The organism is Halorussus salilacus (genome assembly GCF_024138125.1).
Taxonomy (GTDB): domain Archaea; phylum Halobacteriota; class Halobacteria; order Halobacteriales; family Haladaptataceae; genus Halorussus; species Halorussus salilacus.
On the sequence record NZ_CP099994.1, the window covers coordinates 46,695 to 65,429 of the forward strand.

16 protein-coding genes are annotated in these 18,735 nt (G+C 70.3%); 5 read left to right on the forward strand and 11 right to left on the reverse strand.

The genetic code is table 11. The features are described from left to right. Nucleotides 1-34: 34 nt before the first annotated feature. Nucleotides 35-334 carry a MarR family transcriptional regulator gene (locus tag NGM10_RS15865; RefSeq protein ID WP_253484422.1) on the forward strand — a complete coding sequence of 100 codons (300 nt, stop codon included), beginning with the start codon at nt 35-37 and terminating at the stop codon, nt 332-334. Nucleotides 335-534: 200 nt separating this feature from the next. Here the strand turns inward: NGM10_RS15865 and NGM10_RS15870 are convergent, their stop codons facing one another. Then, the gene (locus NGM10_RS15870; RefSeq protein ID WP_253484425.1) at nt 535-1,278 is read right to left on the reverse strand and encodes a hypothetical protein; all 744 of its coding nucleotides are present in this window, start codon (nt 1,276-1,278) and stop codon (nt 535-537) included. Between the two features lie 96 nt (nt 1,279-1,374). Here NGM10_RS15870 and NGM10_RS15875 point away from each other — a divergent pair, with 96 nt between their 5' ends. Continuing rightward, nucleotides 1,375-1,614, forward strand: a complete 240-nt coding sequence (locus NGM10_RS15875) for a hypothetical protein (RefSeq protein ID WP_253484429.1) — start codon at nt 1,375-1,377, stop codon at nt 1,612-1,614. Between the two features lie 206 nt (nt 1,615-1,820). Here the strand turns inward: NGM10_RS15875 and NGM10_RS15880 are convergent, their stop codons facing one another. Further along, complete coding sequence (locus NGM10_RS15880; RefSeq protein ID WP_253484432.1) at nt 1,821-3,398, reverse strand: protein kinase domain-containing protein; 1,578 nt, start codon at nt 3,396-3,398, stop codon at nt 1,821-1,823. A gap of 258 nt (nt 3,399-3,656) precedes the next feature. Between NGM10_RS15880 and NGM10_RS15885 the strand changes: the two genes are divergently transcribed. Beyond that, nucleotides 3,657-3,869, forward strand: coding sequence for a hypothetical protein (locus NGM10_RS15885; RefSeq protein ID WP_253484434.1), 213 nt, complete (start codon nt 3,657-3,659; stop codon nt 3,867-3,869). On the opposite strand, the gene NGM10_RS15890 is transcribed toward NGM10_RS15885, so the two are convergent. Both NGM10_RS15890 and NGM10_RS15895 read right to left on the reverse strand, forming a co-directional pair. After that, nucleotides 3,832-5,115 carry a glycosyltransferase family 87 protein gene (locus NGM10_RS15890; RefSeq protein ID WP_253484437.1) on the reverse strand — a complete coding sequence of 428 codons (1,284 nt, stop codon included), beginning with the start codon at nt 5,113-5,115 and terminating at the stop codon, nt 3,832-3,834. The genes NGM10_RS15885 and NGM10_RS15890 overlap by 38 nt on opposite strands. Nucleotides 5,116-5,120: 5 nt before the next feature. Further along, entirely contained in the window at nt 5,121-6,914 is a 1,794-nt protein-coding gene (locus NGM10_RS15895) for a MutS-related protein (RefSeq protein ID WP_253484439.1), read from the reverse strand. Nucleotides 6,915-7,040: 126 nt separating this feature from the next. Between NGM10_RS15895 and NGM10_RS15900 the strand changes: the two genes are divergently transcribed. Then, nucleotides 7,041-10,733 (forward strand): GAF domain-containing protein, encoded by a 3,693-nt coding sequence (locus NGM10_RS15900; RefSeq protein ID WP_253484442.1) that lies wholly within the window; start codon nt 7,041-7,043, stop codon nt 10,731-10,733. A gap of 64 nt (nt 10,734-10,797) precedes the next feature. Beyond that, nucleotides 10,798-11,532: a class I SAM-dependent DNA methyltransferase gene (locus tag NGM10_RS15905; protein ID WP_253484444.1), complete on the forward strand. Its 735-nt coding sequence runs from the start codon at nt 10,798-10,800 to the stop codon at nt 11,530-11,532. A 78-nt stretch (nt 11,533-11,610) separates the two neighbouring features. Here the strand turns inward: NGM10_RS15905 and NGM10_RS15910 are convergent, their stop codons facing one another. The 7 genes from NGM10_RS15910 to NGM10_RS15940 all read right to left on the reverse strand — a co-directional run bounded on the left by NGM10_RS15910 (nt 11,611) and on the right by NGM10_RS15940 (nt 18,694). After that, nucleotides 11,611-12,087: a cupin domain-containing protein gene (locus NGM10_RS15910; protein ID WP_253484446.1), complete on the reverse strand. Its 477-nt coding sequence runs from the start codon at nt 12,085-12,087 to the stop codon at nt 11,611-11,613. A gap of 36 nt (nt 12,088-12,123) precedes the next feature. After that, complete coding sequence (locus tag NGM10_RS15915; protein WP_253484448.1) at nt 12,124-13,092, reverse strand: NAD-dependent epimerase/dehydratase family protein; 969 nt, start codon at nt 13,090-13,092, stop codon at nt 12,124-12,126. Nucleotides 13,093-13,174: 82 nt separating this feature from the next. Next, nucleotides 13,175-14,416: a cytochrome P450 gene (locus NGM10_RS15920; protein ID WP_253484450.1), complete on the reverse strand. Its 1,242-nt coding sequence runs from the start codon at nt 14,414-14,416 to the stop codon at nt 13,175-13,177. Nucleotides 14,417-14,496: 80 nt separating this feature from the next. Continuing rightward, on the reverse strand, nt 14,497-14,976 hold the full coding sequence (locus NGM10_RS15925) for a hypothetical protein (protein WP_253484452.1): 480 nt from the start codon (nt 14,974-14,976) through the stop codon (nt 14,497-14,499). Nucleotides 14,977-15,034: 58 nt separating this feature from the next. Then, nucleotides 15,035-16,774, reverse strand: coding sequence for a thiamine pyrophosphate-binding protein (locus tag NGM10_RS15930; protein ID WP_253484454.1), 1,740 nt, complete (start codon nt 16,772-16,774; stop codon nt 15,035-15,037). A gap of 237 nt (nt 16,775-17,011) precedes the next feature. Further along, a complete protein-coding gene (locus NGM10_RS15935; RefSeq protein ID WP_253484457.1) occupies nt 17,012-18,361 on the reverse strand; it encodes a M28 family peptidase in 1,350 nt (449 codons plus the stop codon). Between the two features lie 42 nt (nt 18,362-18,403). Next, the gene (locus NGM10_RS15940; protein WP_253484460.1) at nt 18,404-18,694 is read right to left on the reverse strand and encodes a Rid family hydrolase; all 291 of its coding nucleotides are present in this window, start codon (nt 18,692-18,694) and stop codon (nt 18,404-18,406) included. Nucleotides 18,695-18,735 lie beyond the last annotated feature (41 nt).

The window sequence follows — 18,735 nt, forward strand, 5'->3', positions numbered from 1 at the left end:
GGCCCGTAGCTAGCGATGGCTATGTCGAAGACCAGTGATCGCTTTTGCCACGGGCAGTGAACCCGACACGACTCCCGAACAGCGGTTAGAGCGGCTCGTAGACCTCCCGCCGAGTTCGAAACTCGTCTTCAAGGTGTTAGAGGAGGACGCGCCGTTGACCCAACGCCAGATACGCGAGCGGGCGCTCCTCCCGGCGCGGACGGCCCGCGACGCGCTGACGAAGCTCAAGGACGAGGGGCTCGTCGAAGAGCGACTGTACGTTCCGGACGCCCGAAAGCGGTTGTACGCGCCGCTGTCGGTCGCCGAACCCGACGAGGTGGAGATGGCCGGGTAACCCTCACGGACTTTTAATAAGGCGGTATACCATGCAGAACAGCTATACGGCTCTCGGGCACACTTAAGTACGCCTGCGAGGCCCGACCGTTCGGCGTCGCAGGTAGGGTGCCGAAAGAATACTGTGCCTCTGACAACACGGGCGGTGCGGACCCTGCCGCCCTGATCTCGAATCGACCGCGAGCGACGGGTGCGTCCCGGCTACGCGGGCGCAGAGAGCCCCTCGACGTTCTGCTGGAGGCGGATGGTCGCGGTGACGAAGAACGCCGCGACCAGTACCACGAAGACGCTCCGGACGCCGTCGACGACCGCCGGTGCAACGCCGACGAAGGTCCCGAGGTCCACGACGCCGAGCGCTCCCAGACACACCAGCACGGGGAGGAGGTGACGCCGGAGCGTGTCGAGGGTGGTCCCGCGGGTCATCGATTCGAGCTTCTCGCCGAACACCACGCCGTAGGCGGCGAACGCCACGCTCCCGCCAGCCTTGACCAGTTGGGCGACGAGCAACTGGTCGATGAGCAACACCACGAGCCACTCGACCGCGATGACCGCCACGAAGGCCGACTCGATACGGCGCAGGGTGGAAAGCGACAGCGTCCCCTCCTCCTCGGCGGGCGCGAGCGCGGAGTTGTAGTACACCTCGCGCATCGACAGCGAAAGGAAGACGATGCAGACCAGCAGGGCCCCGTGGCCGAACGCGGTCAGCACGCGCGACCGGACCAGTGTCTCGGCGACCCCGAGGACACCGTAGAGGGAGGCGGTCGCGCCCACGAGCGCGAGGTAGCGCCAGAACGGCCCCTGCGATTCGAGGCGGTTCAGCCGCAGATTCAGCACCGCGTAGAAGCCGAAGATTCCGGCCGCGAACGCGACCAGCACCGACCCGAGGAAGCCGACGACCGCGGCGCTGGGGTCGGCGGCGGGCGCGGCGAGCGGTGTCGCGACCATGTTCTTTCGTGAGCGCAGGGAGCGGATGCACTTAAAACGACACGGACGAATCCGGCGCGGGATTCAAGCGGTTCGCGCCCGAAGTACCGCGTCACGATGCGCTCGAACACGCCCGAGGAGACCCCGTGTCCGGTCTGTGGCGAACCGTACGACGAGCGAATCGTCGTCGAGCGCGGCGACCGGTGGGCCGACGCGTTCGGCGGCCCGCCGCTGTCGGTGCTCGCGCAGTACCGGCGGTGGTGCGCGAGCGAGCGGGACGCCGAGCGCGAGACCGTGCGCGGGGAGGGCGAACGGGTCGTCTACTTCCACGACGACCGTCCGGCGGCCGGTCGGTAGCACGGACGCCGGTCTCCGACCCGGCAACCGAGGGGCGGGGGCGTTCCGGCGAGAGACCGGGGGCCGTTCCGCCGAGGGGGCGGGGACCGTTCCGCAGAGAGACCGGGGGCCGTTCCGCCGAGGGGCCGGGGACCGTTCCGCAGAGAGACCGAGAGCCGTTCCACCGAGAGGCCGGGGCCGTTCCGCCGGTTCCCGGCGGAACGGCCCTACCAGTCGTCCGGACCGTACTCCCGGACGACGACCTCCAGTTCCCGGCGGAAGTCCTCGGCGGTCTCGAAGCGCGCGGGCTTTTCCTTGGTGAGCGCCCGCCCGAGGAGGTCTCCGACCTCCTCGGGCACGTCGGGCGCGAGCGCCGCGGCCGGTTCGGGGTCCTCGCGGCGCACCTTCCGGCCCACCTCGCGAGCGTCGCCGACGAACGGCGGTCGCCCGGCGAACAGCGCGTACGACAGCGCCCCGAGCTGGTAGACGTCGGTCGCGGGGTCCGGGCGGCCGAACTCCTCGGGGGCGAGGTGTTCGGGCGCGGCGAACCCGGGCGGGACCGGCGGCGACCGGACCGCCGAGAGCGGCCCGCCCAGTCCCCAGTCGCCGACCTTCGGGACCGACCAGCTCCCGAGCGACTGCGACAGACCGACCGCGCCGGGCCGGAGCGCGCCGTGGACCACCCCGCGGGCGTGGGCGTGACACACCGCGGTGGTGACGCAGTGGGCGTACCAGAGCGCGCGCTCGAACCCGACCGACCCGCCGGACCCGAGGACCCCTCGGAGGGTCCCGCCGTCCATGAACTCGGTGGCGACCCACGGCCGCGGGGACGACCCGCGCGCGAGGACCGGCGCGACGTGGTCGTGGTCGTCGACGCCCGCCCACGCCCGGAACGCTCGCTCGACGCTCGCGGGGTCGACTTCGGCGTCCGAGCGCAACGTCCGGAGCGCGACGACGACCTGCTGGCCGCCGTCGCCCGGCGCGCGGGCCTTCACCGCGGTCGTGAGCGGCCCCTCGCCGAGGTCGGCGAGGCGCTCGAACGCCCGGCGGTCGGCGTCGGTCCCGGGGTGGGGCGGAATTCGGTCGGGCGGGCCGTCTGCCTCGGGGTCCTCGCGAGCGGCTCGGGCGGCGGGGTCGGTCTCGTCGGTCGAGGAGTCCTCGGACTCGCTTCGGACCCGGACGCCCGCGTCCCCGCCGTTTCCGGGGTCGTCGGTCACGTCGACGACGCCCGCGCCCTCCGGCAGGAGGTCGGCGAACTCGGGCGTGGCCTCGACCGTCTCCGGGAAGCCAGTCTCGTCGAGTCGGACGAGCAGCCGCCGGAACGTCTCGGCGGCGTAGCGGGCGGCCAGTCCGTCGCCGTCCCGGGCGAGGGCGGCGAGCCGCGAGAGCGCGGGTTCGACCGCGCGGGGGTACTCGGCCCCCACCGACGCGAGCGCGAGGACGCTGTTCTCCCGGACCAGCGGGTCGTCGTCGGTCAGCCCCCCGGTGAGTTCGGCCCCGGCGGCCCGGGCACGCCCCGGGCGTTCGTCGGCGACCGTCGCCAGCGCCCAGGACGCCCCGCGCCGGACCCACGGGTCCTCGTCGTCGAGCAGGGCGACGAGTCGGGATTCGACGGGGAAGCGGCGCGAGCGGTCGGCGTCGGCGGCGAGTTCCGCGAGCGCCCACGCCGCCTCCGCGCGCTCGTCGGCGTCGTCGCTGTCGAGCAGGGCCGCGAGCGCCGCCACGTCTCCGTCGGTGTCGCCCCAGCGCTCGCGGGCGGTCTCTCGGAGGCGTCGGATTCGGTCGGCCTCGTCGGCCCCTGTCATCGTTCGACGGACAGGTGACGCGCGCGTGGTAAAAGTGTTCCTTCGAGCGGTCGCGGGACGGGTGATGTCAGGTGGCACGAGGAAAGGCGGCGTGAGGCGAGGAGACGCGAGGTAAGGCGACGTGAGGCGGGGAAACGCGGCCTAAAGCGACGTGAGGCCGTGAGACGCGGGATAAGGCGACGTGAGGCGGTCCGTTTCGGCTTCCCGACGGGTCGCAAAAATTAACACCCGGCGGTGCGTGGGGTCGGTCGAACGTCGATGGGTCTCGGACCGAGCCAGTGGAAGTGCAAGGACTGCGGGCGCAAGCACCGCACCGACCGCAAGCAGTGCGTCGGGTGTGGCTACAGCGTGCTGACGCCCGTGGACAACGAGCGGCGGCTGAGCCGGGCGGTGTCGGTGGGGCTCGCGCTCCTGCCCGCCGTCCTCGCGGTCCTCACGATGGGTGTGCTGGCGTGGATGCTGTTCTTCTGACCGCGAGGACGCAACCGGCGAGCATCAGGACCGTCCCGTAGAGCGGCGGGGTCGCCAGCGTCAGCGCGGGGTCGAGCAGCGCGAGCGTCGCGTCGGGAATCGGGGTCGCGGTCACGAGCGCCCCGGCCGTCGTCGCGGTGAACGCGAAGTTGGCGACGAACGCGCCCGCGGCGAACAGCTTCCGGGGGGTGCCCGGCTCCAGCAGGTAGAGGAGCGGGATCAGGGGGAAAAAGAGGAACGCGAAGTAGACCAGAAGCGAGGGAAAGCCCACGACCATCGCGGCCAGCGTGGCGAAGACCCCGACCAGCCGCTGGGTCGGCGTCTCGACCCGGCGGTAGCAGTACGCGACCACGGGCGCGAGCAGGGCGAACGCGAGGAGTCCGTAGGCCGACTCCGGCAACGACGGGAACAGCACCGAGATGGGACGGCGCAGGGTCACGAGCTGGGCGCTGGCGTCGAGGCCGCCGACGAACTCCTCGCCCGAGAGCCGCGGGAGCAGGGCAGTCCGGACGTAGGTCAGGTGGGTCTCGACGCCGAAAGCGGCCGCGCCGACCGCGAACGCGCCGACCCCGGTCGCGGTCGCGGCCGCGACCGCGCGCCACGACCTCCGGCGGAGCAGCCACAGACCGACCGCGGCGGGGAACAGCTTGACGACCGCCGGGACCGCGAACGCGACCCCCGCCTTCGTCGGCTCGCCGGTCTCCTCCAGCCACCAGAAGCCCGCGACCAGCGCGAGCGCGAGCGGGAAGTTCGTCTCGCCGTACAGTATCGAGGGCACCGAGTGCAACGACAGCGCGACGTAGCCGATCACGAGCGCGCGGTCGACTCCGGGGAGGGACGAGCCGCGGTGGCGCTCGACGAACCGGACGAGGAGGACTCCCACGCCGAGCGCGCACGCGACGTTGAGCAGGGTGTGGACCGCGAACGCCGCCCGCCATCCCCCCAGCAGGGCGTAGGGGTAGAACGCCGGGAGCGTGACCGGCGGGTAGACGTAGCTGTAGGGGTGGCCCTCGGGCGAGGCGGCGTAGAAGTCCCCGCCCGCGAGCGCGGTCTCGGCCGCGACGTAGTACACCTTCAGGTCGACGCCGACGAGCTGGGGGTGGCGCGCGAACGTGGTCCAGACGCCCGCGAGACCGAGCAGAATGCCCGCGAGGAGGACGACGCGGGCGGGGCGCGGGGGCGGAGACGAGGCCGGGGACGCGCCCCCGGGCGACGGGGGCGACGGGGGCGAGGGCGACTCGGACATCCGAGTCAGTCCTCTGCGGCCGCCTCGGGCGACCAGTCGTCGAGGGTGCGCTGGACGGCTTCCTCGCCGACGGCGCGGGCGAGCGTCTCGAACCCGGCGCGCTCGGCCCGGCCGTCGGCTCCCGCGAGCAGGCGCGAGACGATGAACTCGGGCGTGGACTTGCCGACCGTGCCGAACCGCGGCTGGTAGTCGACCTCCAGTTCGAGGTCGTCGTCCAGCCCCTCGGCGAAGATGCCGTCCTTGCGTGCCTTCTCGGGCAGGGGCTTGAGGTCGTCGGCGAGGTGGGTCACGAACACCCCGAGCGCGCCCCGGTCGACCGTCAGGCGCACGAGGCCGTGGAGCAGGTCGGCGGCGCTCCCGGGCTCGGTGATGGCCTCGAACTCGTCGACCAGCATCAGGGTGTCCTCGCCCTCGGTCAGCGGCGGGACGATGCTCCGGAGGGTCGATTCGAGCACGCCCGCGTTGAAGCTCGCGTGCCTGCGGTGGAACACGATGTCGTCGGAGATGGAGACCTCCGCGCGCGCGGCCGGGACCGGCAGGCCCATCTGGGCGAGCAGGGCGACCTGACACAGCGTTTCGAGCAGGGTCGTCTTCCCCCCGGAGTTCGCGCCGGTCAGGACCGCCACGCGGTCGCCGTCGGGCGGCGCGCCGACCGCGTCGGACCAGTCCGACGCGGTCGGCTCGTCGGTCGAGAGGCCGTGGTCCCCGATGGCGTAGGTCACCGGCTGGACCTCCTCGCCGCCCGCTTCGAGGGCGACGTTCCGGGCCCGGTCGACCGCGAAGCCGTTCTCGACGAACGCGGGCCGGGCGAGGTCGAAGTCGGCGGCGAACCGGGCGAGCGAGAGGTGGAAGGCGAGGTCGTCGACCGCCTCGCGCGCGGCGTCGACGGCCTCGCGGTTCTCGGCGATGCGGCCCCGGAGCCGCCGGGCGACCGAGCGCTCGCGCTCCTCGACGGCCTCCCGGAGGTCGGCCGCGAGGTTCCGGAAGGTGGCGCTCACGAAGTCGGCGGCGTCGGCGGCCTCCTCGGGGGTGGCGTCCCGGACGCGCCGGAACCCGGCGTCGGTCTCGCTCGCGACGTAGTCGACCACCACCTCCGAGAACTCCGCTCCGGCGCGGGCCTCCTCGCGTATCTCCTCCATCGCGTCGAGCGAGTCGGCCGACAGCGCCTCGACCGAATCGAGGGCGTCCCGGAGCGAGTCGAGTTCGCCGTCGACGCCCCGGGCGACGTCGCCGCCGTCGAGGTCGGCGAGCGCCGACGCCGCGGATTCGAGCGCGTCGCGGTCGATGTCGGCGACCGCCTCGAACGCCCCGCCCGACGCGCCCGCCTCCCGGAGCGCGAGCGCGGTGCGGGCCGCGGCCTCCTCCTCGCCGATGCGGTCGTCCTCGGCGAACTCCTCGAACGCGCCGAGCACGTCCCGGCGGACGCCCTCGTCGAGTCCGGTCCACGACTCGGTGGCGGCCGTCACCGCGTCGAGTCGCTGCTCGGCGGCCTCCCGCGAGAGCAGCGGGGTCAGCACCCGGATGCGGTCGGCCGCGGCCTCGGTCACGGCGTAGTCGCTCGCGACGCCCACGAGGTCCTTGTACACCGACCGGGCGTCGCGGGTCGAGAGCACCGACATCCCCTCGCCGCCGTTCGCGCGTCGGAGGATGCGGGTGGCCCGACCGCGGGGCAAGCCCGCCGAGACCAGCGCCCGGACCTCGCCGGACTCGATGGCCTCGACCGCGCGCTCGGTCCCGAGCGCCGATTCGAGTCGTTCGCTCGTCTTGGGTCCGACCCCCCAGTACTCCTCCAGTCGCATACGCGAGCGGTCACGCCCCCGACTCTTAATGGTTGCAGAACGGTCGGCGCGAAATCCGATTGCACGACGGTCGGCGCGAGACTTGATGCGAAACGCATACAATCACGGGGTGTCTGTCACGTAACGATGTTGCAGGAACCGGGGGTGGACGGTTCGCGGCGGGGGAAATCGAGACGAGCGCTGTACGTCGGCGACTCCGAGCGCGCGAGGCGGGTCGTCGACGCGACCGACTCGAACGGGCTGGCGAGCGCGACCGGCGCGGCCGACGCGCTCGCCCGCCTCGAATCGGAACCGGTCGACTGCGTCGTCGCGGAGGCCGACCTACCCGACGCCGACGGAGCCGAGTTCCTGGACGCGGTCGGCGAACTGTTTCCGGGGGTCGCCCGGCTACTCGTCGGCGACTCGGTGAGCGACGCCCCGGAGGGGGCCGGGTTCGTGGCCGGACAGCCGACCGTCGACCTGCCCGCGCGGCTGACCCGCCGCGTGGAGCGGGCCGTCGAGCGAAGCGAGGCGGCCCGCGCCCGGCAACGGTACACCGACGGCTTCGAGACGCTGGTCGAGGCGTCGCCCGATGCCATGGTCATCATCGACGAGGACTGTGAGGTCGTGTTCGCCAACCCCGCGATAGAGCGGGTGTTCGGCTACGACCCGGCGTCGGTCGTCGGGGAGTCGGCCGAGAAGCTACTGTGCGAGCGCGTTCACGAGGACCTCCGCGAGACGACCCGCGAGTTGCGCGACGACGAGGGGCGGGTCGAGCGCGACTACGTCGAACTCCCCGGCCGACACCGCGACGGCCGCGAGATTCCGCTGGCCGTCTCGTTCAGGGAGACGGTTCGCGGGGCCAGACACTACTTCTCGTGTATCGTCCGCGACGTGAGCGGGCGCAAGCGACTCGAAGAGCGACTGGGGGCCGAAAAGCGAAAGACCAGAGAGCTCCATGAGGTCGCGGTCATGCTGGAGGAGTGCGAGACCGCCGAGGAGGTGTGTCGGCTGGCGGTCGAAACCGCCGAACAGCTGCTGGAGTTCGACCTCGCTGCGGTCGACGTGGTCGAGGACGGCGAACTCGTCCCGCAGGCCGTCTCGAAGGGCGTCCCCACCGACGGTTACTACACCACCACGCCGCTCGACGCCGACGACAATCTCGCCGCCCGCGCCTACCGGGCGGGTCGGACCATCCGGACCGCCGACCTCCACGACGAGGGCGTGAACCCGGCCGCGAGCGGCTATCGGTCGGCGCTGACCGTGCCGATGCAGGGTCAGGGCGTGTTCCAAGCGGTCTCGAAGGACGTGGGGTCGTTCGGCGAGAGCGACCGCGAACTCGCGGAGTTACTGGTGGCCCACGTCACGCAGGCGCTCAGGCGAATCAAGTCCGAGGAGGCCCTAGAGGCCGAGCGCGACCGGTTCGCCGCGCTGTTCGAGAACGTGCCCGAACCCATCGCCGACTACGAGTTCCGCGACGGAGAACCCATCGTCCGGTCGGTCAACGAGGCGTTCGAGGCGGTGTTCGGCTACGACGCCGAGGAGGCGGTCGGTCGGTCGCTCGACGACCTCATCACGCCGGAGAACGAGCGCGGGGAGGCCGAGCGACTCAACGAGCGCGTCCGGACCGGCGAGCGGGTCGACGCGGAGGTCCGCCGCGAGGCCGACGACGGGGTCCGGACCTTCCTGCTGCGGAACGCCGAGGTGTCGGGCAGTCACGGCAACTACGTCATCTACACCGACATCACCGAGCAGAAAGAGCGCGAGGAGCGCCACCGCTCGATGACCGAGGACGTGCTCGACAACACCGACGTGGGGATATTCGTCCTCGACGACGAGTTCGACGTGGCGTGGGTCAATCGGTCGGTCGAGCGCTACTTCGGGCTCGACCGCGAGCAGATACTCGGGCGGGACAAGCAGACCCTCATCGAGGAACAGATTCGGGACGCGGTCGAGGACGACGAGCAGTTCGTCGAGACGGTCACGGCGACCTACGACGACAACACCTACGTCGAGGAGTTCACCTGTCACGTCCTCCCCGGCGAGGGGCGGCGCGAGCGCCACCTCCAGCATCTCAGCCAGCCCATCGAGTCGGGGCTGTACGAGGGCGGTCGCGTGGAGCTGTACTACGACGTGACCGAGCGCGTCGAGCGCGAGGAGATGCTCGACACGCTCAACAAGGCGACCAAGGAGCTGATGGCCGCCGAGAGCCAGCGCGACATCAGCGACACGGCGGTCGAGACGGTCCGAGAGGTGCTGGACCTTCCCCACTCGACCGTCTTCCGGTGGAACGAGGACGAGGAGGTGCTCGAGACGTTCAGCATCCCTGAGGAGACCACCGACGAGTTCGGGGACCCGCCGACCTTCGAGCCCGGGGAGGGACTCGTCGGGACCGCGTTCGAGGAGGGCCGCGTGAGCGTCTGGAACGACGCCCAAGACGACCCGCGGGCCCACGAGGAGGGTAACGACTCCATCCGCGGGTTCGGCGTCCTCCCGCTCGGCGAGTGGGGTGCGATGACGATCATCTCCCAGCAGACCGGTACCTTCGACGAGTACAAGATCGACCTCGCGCGGGTGCTGGCGGCCAACACCGAGGTCGCGCTCAACCGCGCCGCTCGCGAGGAGGAACTGGCCGACCAGCGCGGCCAGTTGGCCGAACTCGACCGCATCAACGAGGTCATCCGCGACATCGACCAGCTGCTGGTCCGGGCCTCGACACGCGAGGAGATAGAGCGGGGGGTCTGCGAGCGCCTCGCGGAGTCGGCCCACTACAAGTTCGCGTGGACCGGCGAGGCGACGACCCGCCGCGACCGAATCGAGCCGACAGCGTCGGCGGGCAACGACGACGGCTACCTCGAAGAGGTGACCCTCCCGGTCGACCACGACGAACTCGGCACGGGACCGGCCGGGCGCGCGGTCCAGTCCGGCGAGACCGAGGTCGTCTCGAACATCCCGGAGGCGGAACTGTTCGAACCGTGGCGCGAGCAGGCGCTCGAACGCGGGTTCGAGTCGATGGCCGCCATCCCGCTTCGCTACCGCGACACCGTGTACGGCGCGCTCTGCGTGTACGCCGACCGACCGAACGCGTTCGACGACCGCGAGGCCGCGGTGCTCGCGGAACTCGGCGAGACCATCGGCCACGCCATCAACGCGGTCGAGAACAAGCGGGCGTTGCTGTCCGACGACGTGGTCGAGATCGAGTTCTCCGTCCACGACGGCGACGGCTACTTCGCCCGGGTCGCTCGCGAGGAGGAGTGTTCGTTCTCGCTCGAAGGCCTGACCATGACCTCCGACGGCTCGTTCGTCTACTTCATGACCGCCGACGGAATCGACCTCGACCGCGTCCGCGAGAGCGCCGACGCCGCAGACGACATCGAGAGCGTGCGAGTCGTCAACAAGCACGAGGACGGCCACCTGTTCGAGTTCGTCTACACCGGGCCGTCACCGCTCCCGGCGCTGGTCGACCACGGCGGGACGCTCCGAGAGGCGACGTTCGACGAGAGCGGCGGCCGCAGCGTCGTGGAACTCCCCCGGAACGCCGACGTGCGGTCGGTCGTCGAGTCCATCGTCGGCATCGTTCCGGGCGCGGAAGTGGTCGCCCAGCGCGAGCGCCAGCGGCCCGAGCGGACGGTCCAGGAGTTCCGGACCTCGCTCGAAGACGAACTCACCGACCGCCAGCGGTCGGCGCTGGAGGCGGCCTTCTACGCCGGGTTCTTCGAGTGGCCCCGCGAGAGCACGGGCGAGGAGGTCTCAGAGTCGCTGGGCGTCTCCGCGCCGACCTTCCACCAGCACCTCCGGGTGGGCGAGCGGAAGCTGCTCGCGTCGTTCCTCGACGAGTGACGAGGGCGGCAGATTCGGCTGTCGGACTGAAACCCTTTTGTCATTTTCGCCCGGAGACAGAGCCATGAGCGAGAACCTCTACGCCGAGCATCCCGAGGTGTACGACGCCCTCTACGCCCGGAAGGACTACGACGCGGAGACCGAATTCGTGGTCTCGCGGTTCGAGGGCCGGACCGAGACCGACGGCGCGCGACCGGAGACCGGCGACAGGCGGGCGCTGGTGGTCGGCTGTGGCACCGGCGAGCACGCGAAGCGACTCCGAGACGCCGGGTTCGAGGTCCTCGGCGTGGACAAGTACCCCGCGATGGTCGAGCGCGCCCGGACCAAGTCCGACGCCGAGTTCCGGGTCGGGACGCTCCCGGACCTCCCGGTCGAAGGGGCCTTCGACCTCGCGTGGCTCCCCTTCACGGTCGTCAACCACCTGCGGCCGGACGAACTCGCCGAGAGCCTGCGCGCGGTCGCCGACCGCCTCGCGGCGGGCGGCGTCCTCGTCTTCGACGAGATAGCGACCCGCGGGGAGGGGACCGGACCGCGCCTCAAGACCTACCCCGCCGACGAGGGGACCTACGCCCGCCTGACCCACGTCCACGAGGTGGGAGATTCGGAGTACCGCTGGGACTCGCTGGTGTTCACGCCCGACGGCGAGTTCTTCGTCGACACCCACCGGCTGACCGACTACGACCCCGAGTACCTCGCGGGGGTCTGCGACGCGCTGGGGCTGTCGGTCGAGACGTACGGCTGGTACGACGAGACCGCCGAACCCGGTGAGGGCGGCCTGTTCACGTTCGTGGCCCGGTGAGCGTTCGCGTTCGTGGCCCGATGAGTACTCGGGCTCGCGATTCGGTGACCGTTCGCCTTCGTGACGCGAGGGCGGGGGTCACCCCTGCGAGGTCCCGCAGTCGGTACACGTCAGTTCGAACGCTCCCTCCGAGAGCGCGACGTCGTGGGTGCGCTCGGCTTCGCAGTCGGGACAGAACGCCCGCGACTGGAGTTCGTCCCAGTCGTGGGTCGCGCCCGGCGCGCCGAGCGCCCACCCCTCGACCGTCTCCTCGTGGTCGTTGTACCCCTTCTGGAACTCGCCCGGCGGGAACCGAATCAGCTCTCCGGACTCGACCGCGACCTCCTCGCGGTCGAGTCCGACCTCGAAGGTCGCGGTTCCCGACTCGACGTAGAACACCTCCTCCTGGTCGTTGTGCCGGTGGAGACCACCCGAGAACGATTCGCCGGGGGCGAGTTCGAAGTAGTTCATCGCGAAGTGGTCGGTCCCGAGCGCGCGAGAGACCGGCTTGCGAACGCCGTGGACCTCCAGCGGGTTCCGCTCGTTCTCTACGTCCTCGACGGAGACTTTCTCCATGCGCGGCTTTCGTCCGGGGCCGAAAAAAGCGGTTCGCTACTCCAGCGGTTCGAGTCCGTTCTCCTCGCGGAGCACGTCGATGTACTCGCGGAATCCGGTTTCGAGGTCGAAATCCGGCTCGTAGCCCAGGTCGGCCTGCGCGTCGGTCATGTCGAGCTTCTGGGTCCACGGGAGTTCGCCCTCGTCGCTGACCTCGACGTCGGCGTCGGGGACGATGCCCTCGACGGTCTCGGCGGCCTCCCGGATGGTCGCGACCTCGCCCCGGACGTTGTAGATGCGCTGGCTCAGGTGGGCCTCGGGCGCGAACGCCGCCTTCCGGAACGCCTGAGCGATGTCCCGGACGTACTGCCAGTCGATGACCTGGTCGCCGTACTCGACCGAGAAGGGCTCGCCGAGCGCGGGCTTCTCGATTATGTTCGCGAGGAACGCCGACCCGCCGGTCTCCCGATACGGACCGTAGGCGACCGTCGGGCGCAGGCCGACGTGGCTCACGTCGTGGTCCTCGAAGTACACCTTCGCCTGATGCTCGTTGTACTCCTTGGTCGCGCCGTAGAGGGTGTCGGGGTAGACGAGGTCCTCCTCGTCTACCCACTCGGTGTCGTAGTTGGTGGGCGGGGCGTACACCGCGGCCGAGGACGCCCACGCCACGCGCTCGACCTGATCGTCGAGGGTGCGGGCGGCCTCGAAGACGTTGTTGGTGCCCATGACGTTGACCTCGGCCGCGCCGCGGGGGTTCTCGCGGGCGAGGGTCGTGAGCAGCGCCGCGAGGTGGACGATGCGGGTCGCGCCCGACTCCCGGACCGCCCGCGTCACGCTCGTCGGGTCGGTGATGTCGCCCCGGACGACTTCGACGTTGTCGGCGACCCCGAGCTTTTCGAGGATGCGGTCGTCGGTCGAGAGGTCGTAGGCCACCACGTCGTGGCCCGCCTCGACGAGGTCCTCTGCGACGTACGAGCCGATGAATCCGGTGCCGCCCGTGACGAGTACCGTCTCTGTCTCGGTCATCACCTCGCAAATCTGTCCGGAGCCGTAAAAAAAGTGTACGACACGGCTCACCGCGAGCGCGGGGGATGGGGCCGGTTCGGAGCTACTCGCCGCCGACCTCGTACCGAATCGGGAGCGACTCGACCCCGTAGATGAACGAGCTTCGGGTCGGTCGAAGCTCGGTATCCGCGAGTCGAACGTCGTCGAGGCGGTCGACGAGCGCCGACAGCGCGACCGAGGCTTCGAGGCGCGCGAGCGGGGCGCCCAGACAGTAGTGGGTGCCGTGGCCGAACCCGAGGTGCTGGTTCGGCGACCGGTCGGGGACGAACGCGTCGGCGTCGTCGAACCGGCGCTCGTCGCGGTTCGCCGACCCGAGCCAGACGACGATTCGGTCGCCCGCCTCGATAGACTCGCCCCGCATCGTCACGTCGGTGGTCGCGATGCGCGTCATCGCCTGCACGGGCGAGCGGTAGCGCAGGACCTCTTCGAGCGCTGGCTTCAGCGCGGCGTCGTCGCCCCGGAGCGAGTCGAACAGGTCGTGGTTCGCGAAACACCGGACCGCGTTGGTTATCAGGTTCGTCGTCGTGATGTTGCCCGCGACGAGCAGGAGGATGCACATCCCGAGCGCCTCCTCGCGAGAGAGGCGCTCCCCGTCGTCGAGTTCGGCGGTCGCGATTCGGGTCACGAGGTCGTCGCGGGGGTCCTCGCGGCGCTCCTCTATCAGTTCCAGGAAGTAGAACGCCATCTCCTGCTGGGCCTCCTGCTGGCGCTCGGCGACCGCCGCCGACTCCTCGTCGTCGTCGCTCGCGGCCGCGACGAGGGCGTCCGACCACGCCTTGAATCGGTCGCGGTCGTCGGCCGGAACGCCCAACAGCTCCGCGATGACGGTCACCGGAAGCGGGTACGCGAGGTCGGTCACCACGTCCATCTCTCCGCCGTCTCGGCCGACCGCATCGTCGAGCAGGTCGGTCGCCAGTTCCCGAATCCGGGGTTCGAGGTCCCCGAGCGCGCGCGGTCGGAACGCCTCCTCGACGACGCTCCGGAGGTCGTCGTGGCGCGGCGGGTCCTGAAACAGCATCGTATCGAAGATGAGACCCTCGCCCGGGCGCTCGGGCTCCACGAAGTCGTCGGCGTTGCGAGGGTCGACCGAGAACGTCTCGTCGTCGTCCAGTATCGCCTTCACGTCCTCGTACCGGAACGCGTCCCACGACCGGCGCTCGGGGTCGTATCTGACCGGGCGTTCGTCGCGCATCTCCCGATACCAGTCGAACGGTTCCAGCCACGACTCTCGGCCCCGTAGCTCGTCGGGGAACGCCTGAATCCCCCGCGGGTCTGCTGAGCTCATGCGTCCCGACTACGGACCGTACCGGCTAAACTGTCCGGGACTGTCAATTCTGTTACCTCGGGGGAGCCGACCGCCGTCGGTCACCCCGAGTCCCGAATCAGCAGGTAGACCAGTATCACCGCGAGCAGGACCTCCGAGGTCAGCGAGACGAACTCGACCGGCCCCGCGAACAGGTGGTCGAGCAGGAACTGACCGAGCGGTCCCTCGTGGCTGGACCCCCGGCCGAAGAAGAGCCGGGGCCGGTGGCCGCTCGTGTGCCAGCCGAAGTACCCGAGGACGTACACGGCCATCAGGCCGACGCCGCCTGCGTAGATGGGGCGGCGGTAGCGTCCCTGCGCCGCCAGGAACATGCCGACGACCATGGCGAGTCCCGAGACGGTGAACAGCGGCCACCGCAGGTCCCGCGGGAGGAAGAACCCGGCGCTGGCCCACCGGAACCAGTTGTACAGCCCCATCGTGAGGTGGACCACCGCCACGATCACCGCGAGGTGGGCCGCGACGAGATACACCGGCGAGGGGAGGTTCGATTCCCTCGCCGGAGACGTGTCCTCGGTTGCCATTGTACGAGACGAGGAACGGAGTCCTCAAGGGCTTCACGGTTTCCCGGTCCCGGACCGGCTACTCGTGTAGCCCGCCGACCTCGGCGTAGAACGACGACTGCAACTGCTCGGCCATGTCCTCCTCGCGGTCGATTCGCACGTCGATGACGGTGGGCACGTCGGCGTCCGTCCCCTCTTCGAGCGCCGCGCGGAGTTCGTCGGGGGTGGTCGCGCGCCGACCCTCAGCGCCGAAGCCCTCCGCGACTGTCACGAAGTCGGTATCGTGGAACTCCACGCCCGCGATGTCGCCCTCGCCGTCCTGCATCTGGCGGACCATGCCGAGGCTGGTGTCGTTGAGCACGACGAATGTGGGCGCGACCCCCTGCTCGACCGCGGTCTCGACGCTCGTCATCGTCATCGCGAACCCGCCGTCGCCCGCGACGCCGACGACGTCCTTGTCGGTGGTGATGGCCGCGCTCACGGCCGCGGGGGTCGCCCACCCCATCCCGCCGACGCCGCCCGACCCGAAGTAGGTCCGGACGCCCGGGGTCTGGAGGTAGTTCAGGAGCCAGAAGCGGTTGTTGCCCGAGTCGGCGGTGACGATGGTGTCCTCGTCGACGACGCGCTCTATCTCCTTCACCGCGCGCTGGGGCTTGACGGGCGAGGCGTCCGAGTCGCAGGCGGGGACCGAGAACGACTCGCGGGCCTCGGCGGCCCGGCCCCGTGGCCAGTCGCTCGCGCGGTCGTCGGCGTCCTCGGACGCCGACGACCGCGCGTGTCCGTCCGGAGCTACGTCGGCGAGCGCCCGCAGGCTCTCGGCCGCGTCGCCGATGAGGCCCACGTCGGCGGGGTAGACCCATCCCGCGTTCCGGGTGTCGACGTCGGCGTGGATGATGGTCTGCTCGTCGGGCCGGATGAACGAGGGGGCCTGCCAGTTGGTGTCCATCGGGTTCATCCGACACCCCACCACGAGCAGGGCGTCGGCCTCGCTCACGACCCGGTTCGCGCCCTCGTGGCCGAACGAGCCGATGACCCCGCCCGCGAGGTCGTGAGTCTCGGGAATCGTGGACTTGCCGAGGTAGGAGGTCACGACCACCGCGTCGTAGGCCTCGGCGACCGCTTCGAGTTCGTCGTAGGCCTGCGCGGCGTGGACACCGTTCCCGGCAATCACCGCGGGGCGCTCGGCGTCGCCGAGCGCCGCCGCGGCGTCGGCCACGTCGGAGTCGGTGGGCGCGGCGTCCCAGTTTCGGACCTGCTCGTCGGCGTCCCAGACCGGCGGTATCGGGTCCTCGGGGACCTCCTCGGTGACGGCGTCGCCGTCCAGAATGACCGCGGTCGGGCCGGGACGCCCCGCGGTGGCGTGCTTGAACGCCAACTGGACGCTCCGGAGGGTCTCGGTCGGCGAGCGCGGGAACCAGTGTTCCTTGGTCACGCCGTCCAAGATTTTGGGGAGGTTCAGACCGCCGTAGTCGCCTCTCGCTTGCTGGTAGGGCGCGAGCGTCGAGTAGTCACCGCGCTCGCTGGCCTCCGTGAGGACGACCATCGGCGACGACGACAGGCGGGCCTCCATCTGTCCGATGGTGCCGAGACTGCCGATCCACGGTCCCTGTCCGGCCAGCACGCCCGGACTCTGGGTGAGTCGGCCGTACACCTCGGCCATCACGCTCCCCTCGCGCTCGTCGCGCGGGCGGACCACGTCGACGTCGGAGTCGGGGAGTTCGTCGAGGAGTTCGATGACCCGCCCGCCGGGGTAGCCGAAGACGTACTCGACGCCCAACGCTTCGAGTTCGGCGACGAGTGCCTCGCTGGTCTCGGTCATCGGTCCTCCAATCGAGGTTCGGTGATTCGGGATTCGGACATGGCGATTGCTGGTCGAATCGACAGTATCCGGCAACTTTTGCTTGTCGGTTGTGTGATTGTTCTCGGGAGTGCCGTTGTATCTGGAAGGGGCGATTTGAGTGCGTTCGCTCGACCGTCGCAGATGTTCAGAATACCTCGAAAGCCCCCGCCCGTGTCGTTTGGTCAGTCGGCTATTGCCGTGGTTAATCCGTCCCGCTCACTCGTCGTCGAACGGCCAGCTTCCGGTGTTGCGCATCCCCTCCTCGAAGCCCTCCTCGACGGTGGCGTCCCGAATCTCGGAGACGGGCTTGTGCTGGACCTCCCGGTCGCGTTCGGCGAGCTTCACCACGCCCGCCGCGAGGCCGACCGCGAGCTCCCGGAGGTCCCGGAGGTCGAGCTTGTCGAGGGTGTCGCCGTGGGTGTGTCCCCAGCCGCGGCCGCTCTCGCCGGACTTCGAGCGGGCCTGTGCCCCGGCGATGCCCTCCTGAACGAACGGCCAGTGGTCGCTGTGGGGTCGGATGTCGTCGCTCACCTCGATGGGCACGGCGAGCTCGTCGGCGACCTCCCGGAAGGCCTCGCCGATGGGGTCGAAGCCGTGGGTGTAGATATCGAGGTTCCGCGAGTAGCCCGCGCCGTCGACGTTGACGATGGACTTCACGCGGTCGCGGTCGTGGGTCTCGACCCAGTGGTACGCGCCGAAGAGGCCGACCTCCTCGGCCCCGAAGACGAGGAGGCGGACCCTCGTTTCGAGGTCGTCCTCGATTTCGGCGAGCAGGCGGCCCACCTCCGAGACGAGGACCGTGCCGACCCCGTTGTCGTTCGCGCCCTCGCCCACGTCGTGGGCGTCGACGTGGGCGGTCAGCAGGACCTCTTGGTCCGTGTCGGGACCGACGACGGCCTCGACGTTGCGCGACTGGGTGGGTTCGTTGCGACACTCGACAGAGAGGTCGGCCTCGACCGCGCCGCCCTCGCAGTACCGGACGAGGCGGTCGCCGACCTCCTTGCTGACGCCGACCGCGGGAATCGGGCCGGGACCGTCCTCTTCGCCGATGCTCCCGGTCGGCGGGAGACAGCCCTCGATGTGGTTGTAGAAGAGGAAGGCGTCGGCACCGGCGTTGGCGGCGGCGTAGTACTTCTCGGCCCGGTGAATCCATCGGCCGTAGCCGTCGGGGGTGAGGCTGGAGGCCATCGCTATCTTGCCCTCCAAATCGGCCTCCTCGAAGTCCTCGGGCAGACCGTAGCCCACGTCGACGATTTCGGCGGTCACCTCGCCGCTCGGGGTGCCGGGGAGTTCGACCAGCTGGTAGCGCTCGTCGAAGACGTGGGTTCGGTCGCTCTCGACGGTCAGCGAGCAGTCCCCGCGCCACCAGCCGGGAATCCCGAACTCGGTGATGGTCGCGTCGCGGAGACCGTGGCCCTCGAAGGCCGCCTTCACCAGTTTGGCCCCCTCGGCCTCGCCCTCCTGTCCGGCCATCCGGTTGTCGATGTCGACGAGGTCCGAGAGGAGGTCCCACGAGTGGGTGCTCGTGTACGCGTCGCCGACGAGTGCTGTGGGTAGGGTCGTCATGTGACGGAGATACAATCGGAGAGGAGCTACATGGGGATTTGGTTACCGGAAGCCCGGGACTCTCGGCGATTCGCCGCGCTCGCGGCGAATCGCCGAGGGGTTCGAGACGGGGCCCCGTTCACCCGCCGGACCGGTCAGTCGAGCGACACGACCGCGTCTACCTCGACCCGGAAGGGACCGGCGAGGTCGGCCACGCCCACCGTCGCCAGCGAGGTCGCCCGTCTCGGGGTCGAGGCCGACCTGCCCGGAGACGTACGCGCGGCCGTCCCCGACGATTCCCTGCGAGTACGCGCCGCCGGGTTCGGGCGCGTCGTCGGTTTCGATGACTTGCATCGGGGAGAGAGTCGGTAACGGGTGGCATAAAATCGGGCGAC

Bases quoted from the DNA above. Each gene is read 5' to 3' on its own strand.
- NGM10_RS15935 (WP_253484457.1), bottom strand. From the start codon at position 18,361: ATGACGACCCTACCCACAGCACTCGTCGGCGACGCGTACACGAGCACC.
- NGM10_RS15885 (WP_253484434.1), top strand. From the start codon at position 3,657: ATGGGTCTCGGACCGAGCCAGTGGAAGTGCAAGGACTGCGGGCGCAAG.
- NGM10_RS15940 (WP_253484460.1), bottom strand. From the start codon at position 18,694: ATGCAAGTCATCGAAACCGACGACGCGCCCGAACCCGGCGGCGCGTAC.
- NGM10_RS15915 (WP_253484448.1), bottom strand. From the start codon at position 13,092: ATGACCGAGACAGAGACGGTACTCGTCACGGGCGGCACCGGATTCATC.
- NGM10_RS15905 (WP_253484444.1), top strand. From the start codon at position 10,798: ATGAGCGAGAACCTCTACGCCGAGCATCCCGAGGTGTACGACGCCCTC.
- NGM10_RS15870 (WP_253484425.1), bottom strand. From the start codon at position 1,278: ATGGTCGCGACACCGCTCGCCGCGCCCGCCGCCGACCCCAGCGCCGCG.
- NGM10_RS15925 (WP_253484452.1), bottom strand. From the start codon at position 14,976: ATGGCAACCGAGGACACGTCTCCGGCGAGGGAATCGAACCTCCCCTCG.
- NGM10_RS15895 (WP_253484439.1), bottom strand. From the start codon at position 6,914: ATGCGACTGGAGGAGTACTGGGGGGTCGGACCCAAGACGAGCGAACGA.
- NGM10_RS15920 (WP_253484450.1), bottom strand. From the start codon at position 14,416: ATGAGCTCAGCAGACCCGCGGGGGATTCAGGCGTTCCCCGACGAGCTA.
- NGM10_RS15930 (WP_253484454.1), bottom strand. From the start codon at position 16,774: ATGACCGAGACCAGCGAGGCACTCGTCGCCGAACTCGAAGCGTTGGGC.
- NGM10_RS15900 (WP_253484442.1), top strand. From the start codon at position 7,041: ATGTTGCAGGAACCGGGGGTGGACGGTTCGCGGCGGGGGAAATCGAGA.
- NGM10_RS15890 (WP_253484437.1), bottom strand. From the start codon at position 5,115: ATGTCCGAGTCGCCCTCGCCCCCGTCGCCCCCGTCGCCCGGGGGCGCG.
- NGM10_RS15910 (WP_253484446.1), bottom strand. From the start codon at position 12,087: ATGGAGAAAGTCTCCGTCGAGGACGTAGAGAACGAGCGGAACCCGCTG.
- NGM10_RS15875 (WP_253484429.1), top strand. From the start codon at position 1,375: ATGCGCTCGAACACGCCCGAGGAGACCCCGTGTCCGGTCTGTGGCGAA.
- NGM10_RS15880 (WP_253484432.1), bottom strand. From the start codon at position 3,398: ATGACAGGGGCCGACGAGGCCGACCGAATCCGACGCCTCCGAGAGACC.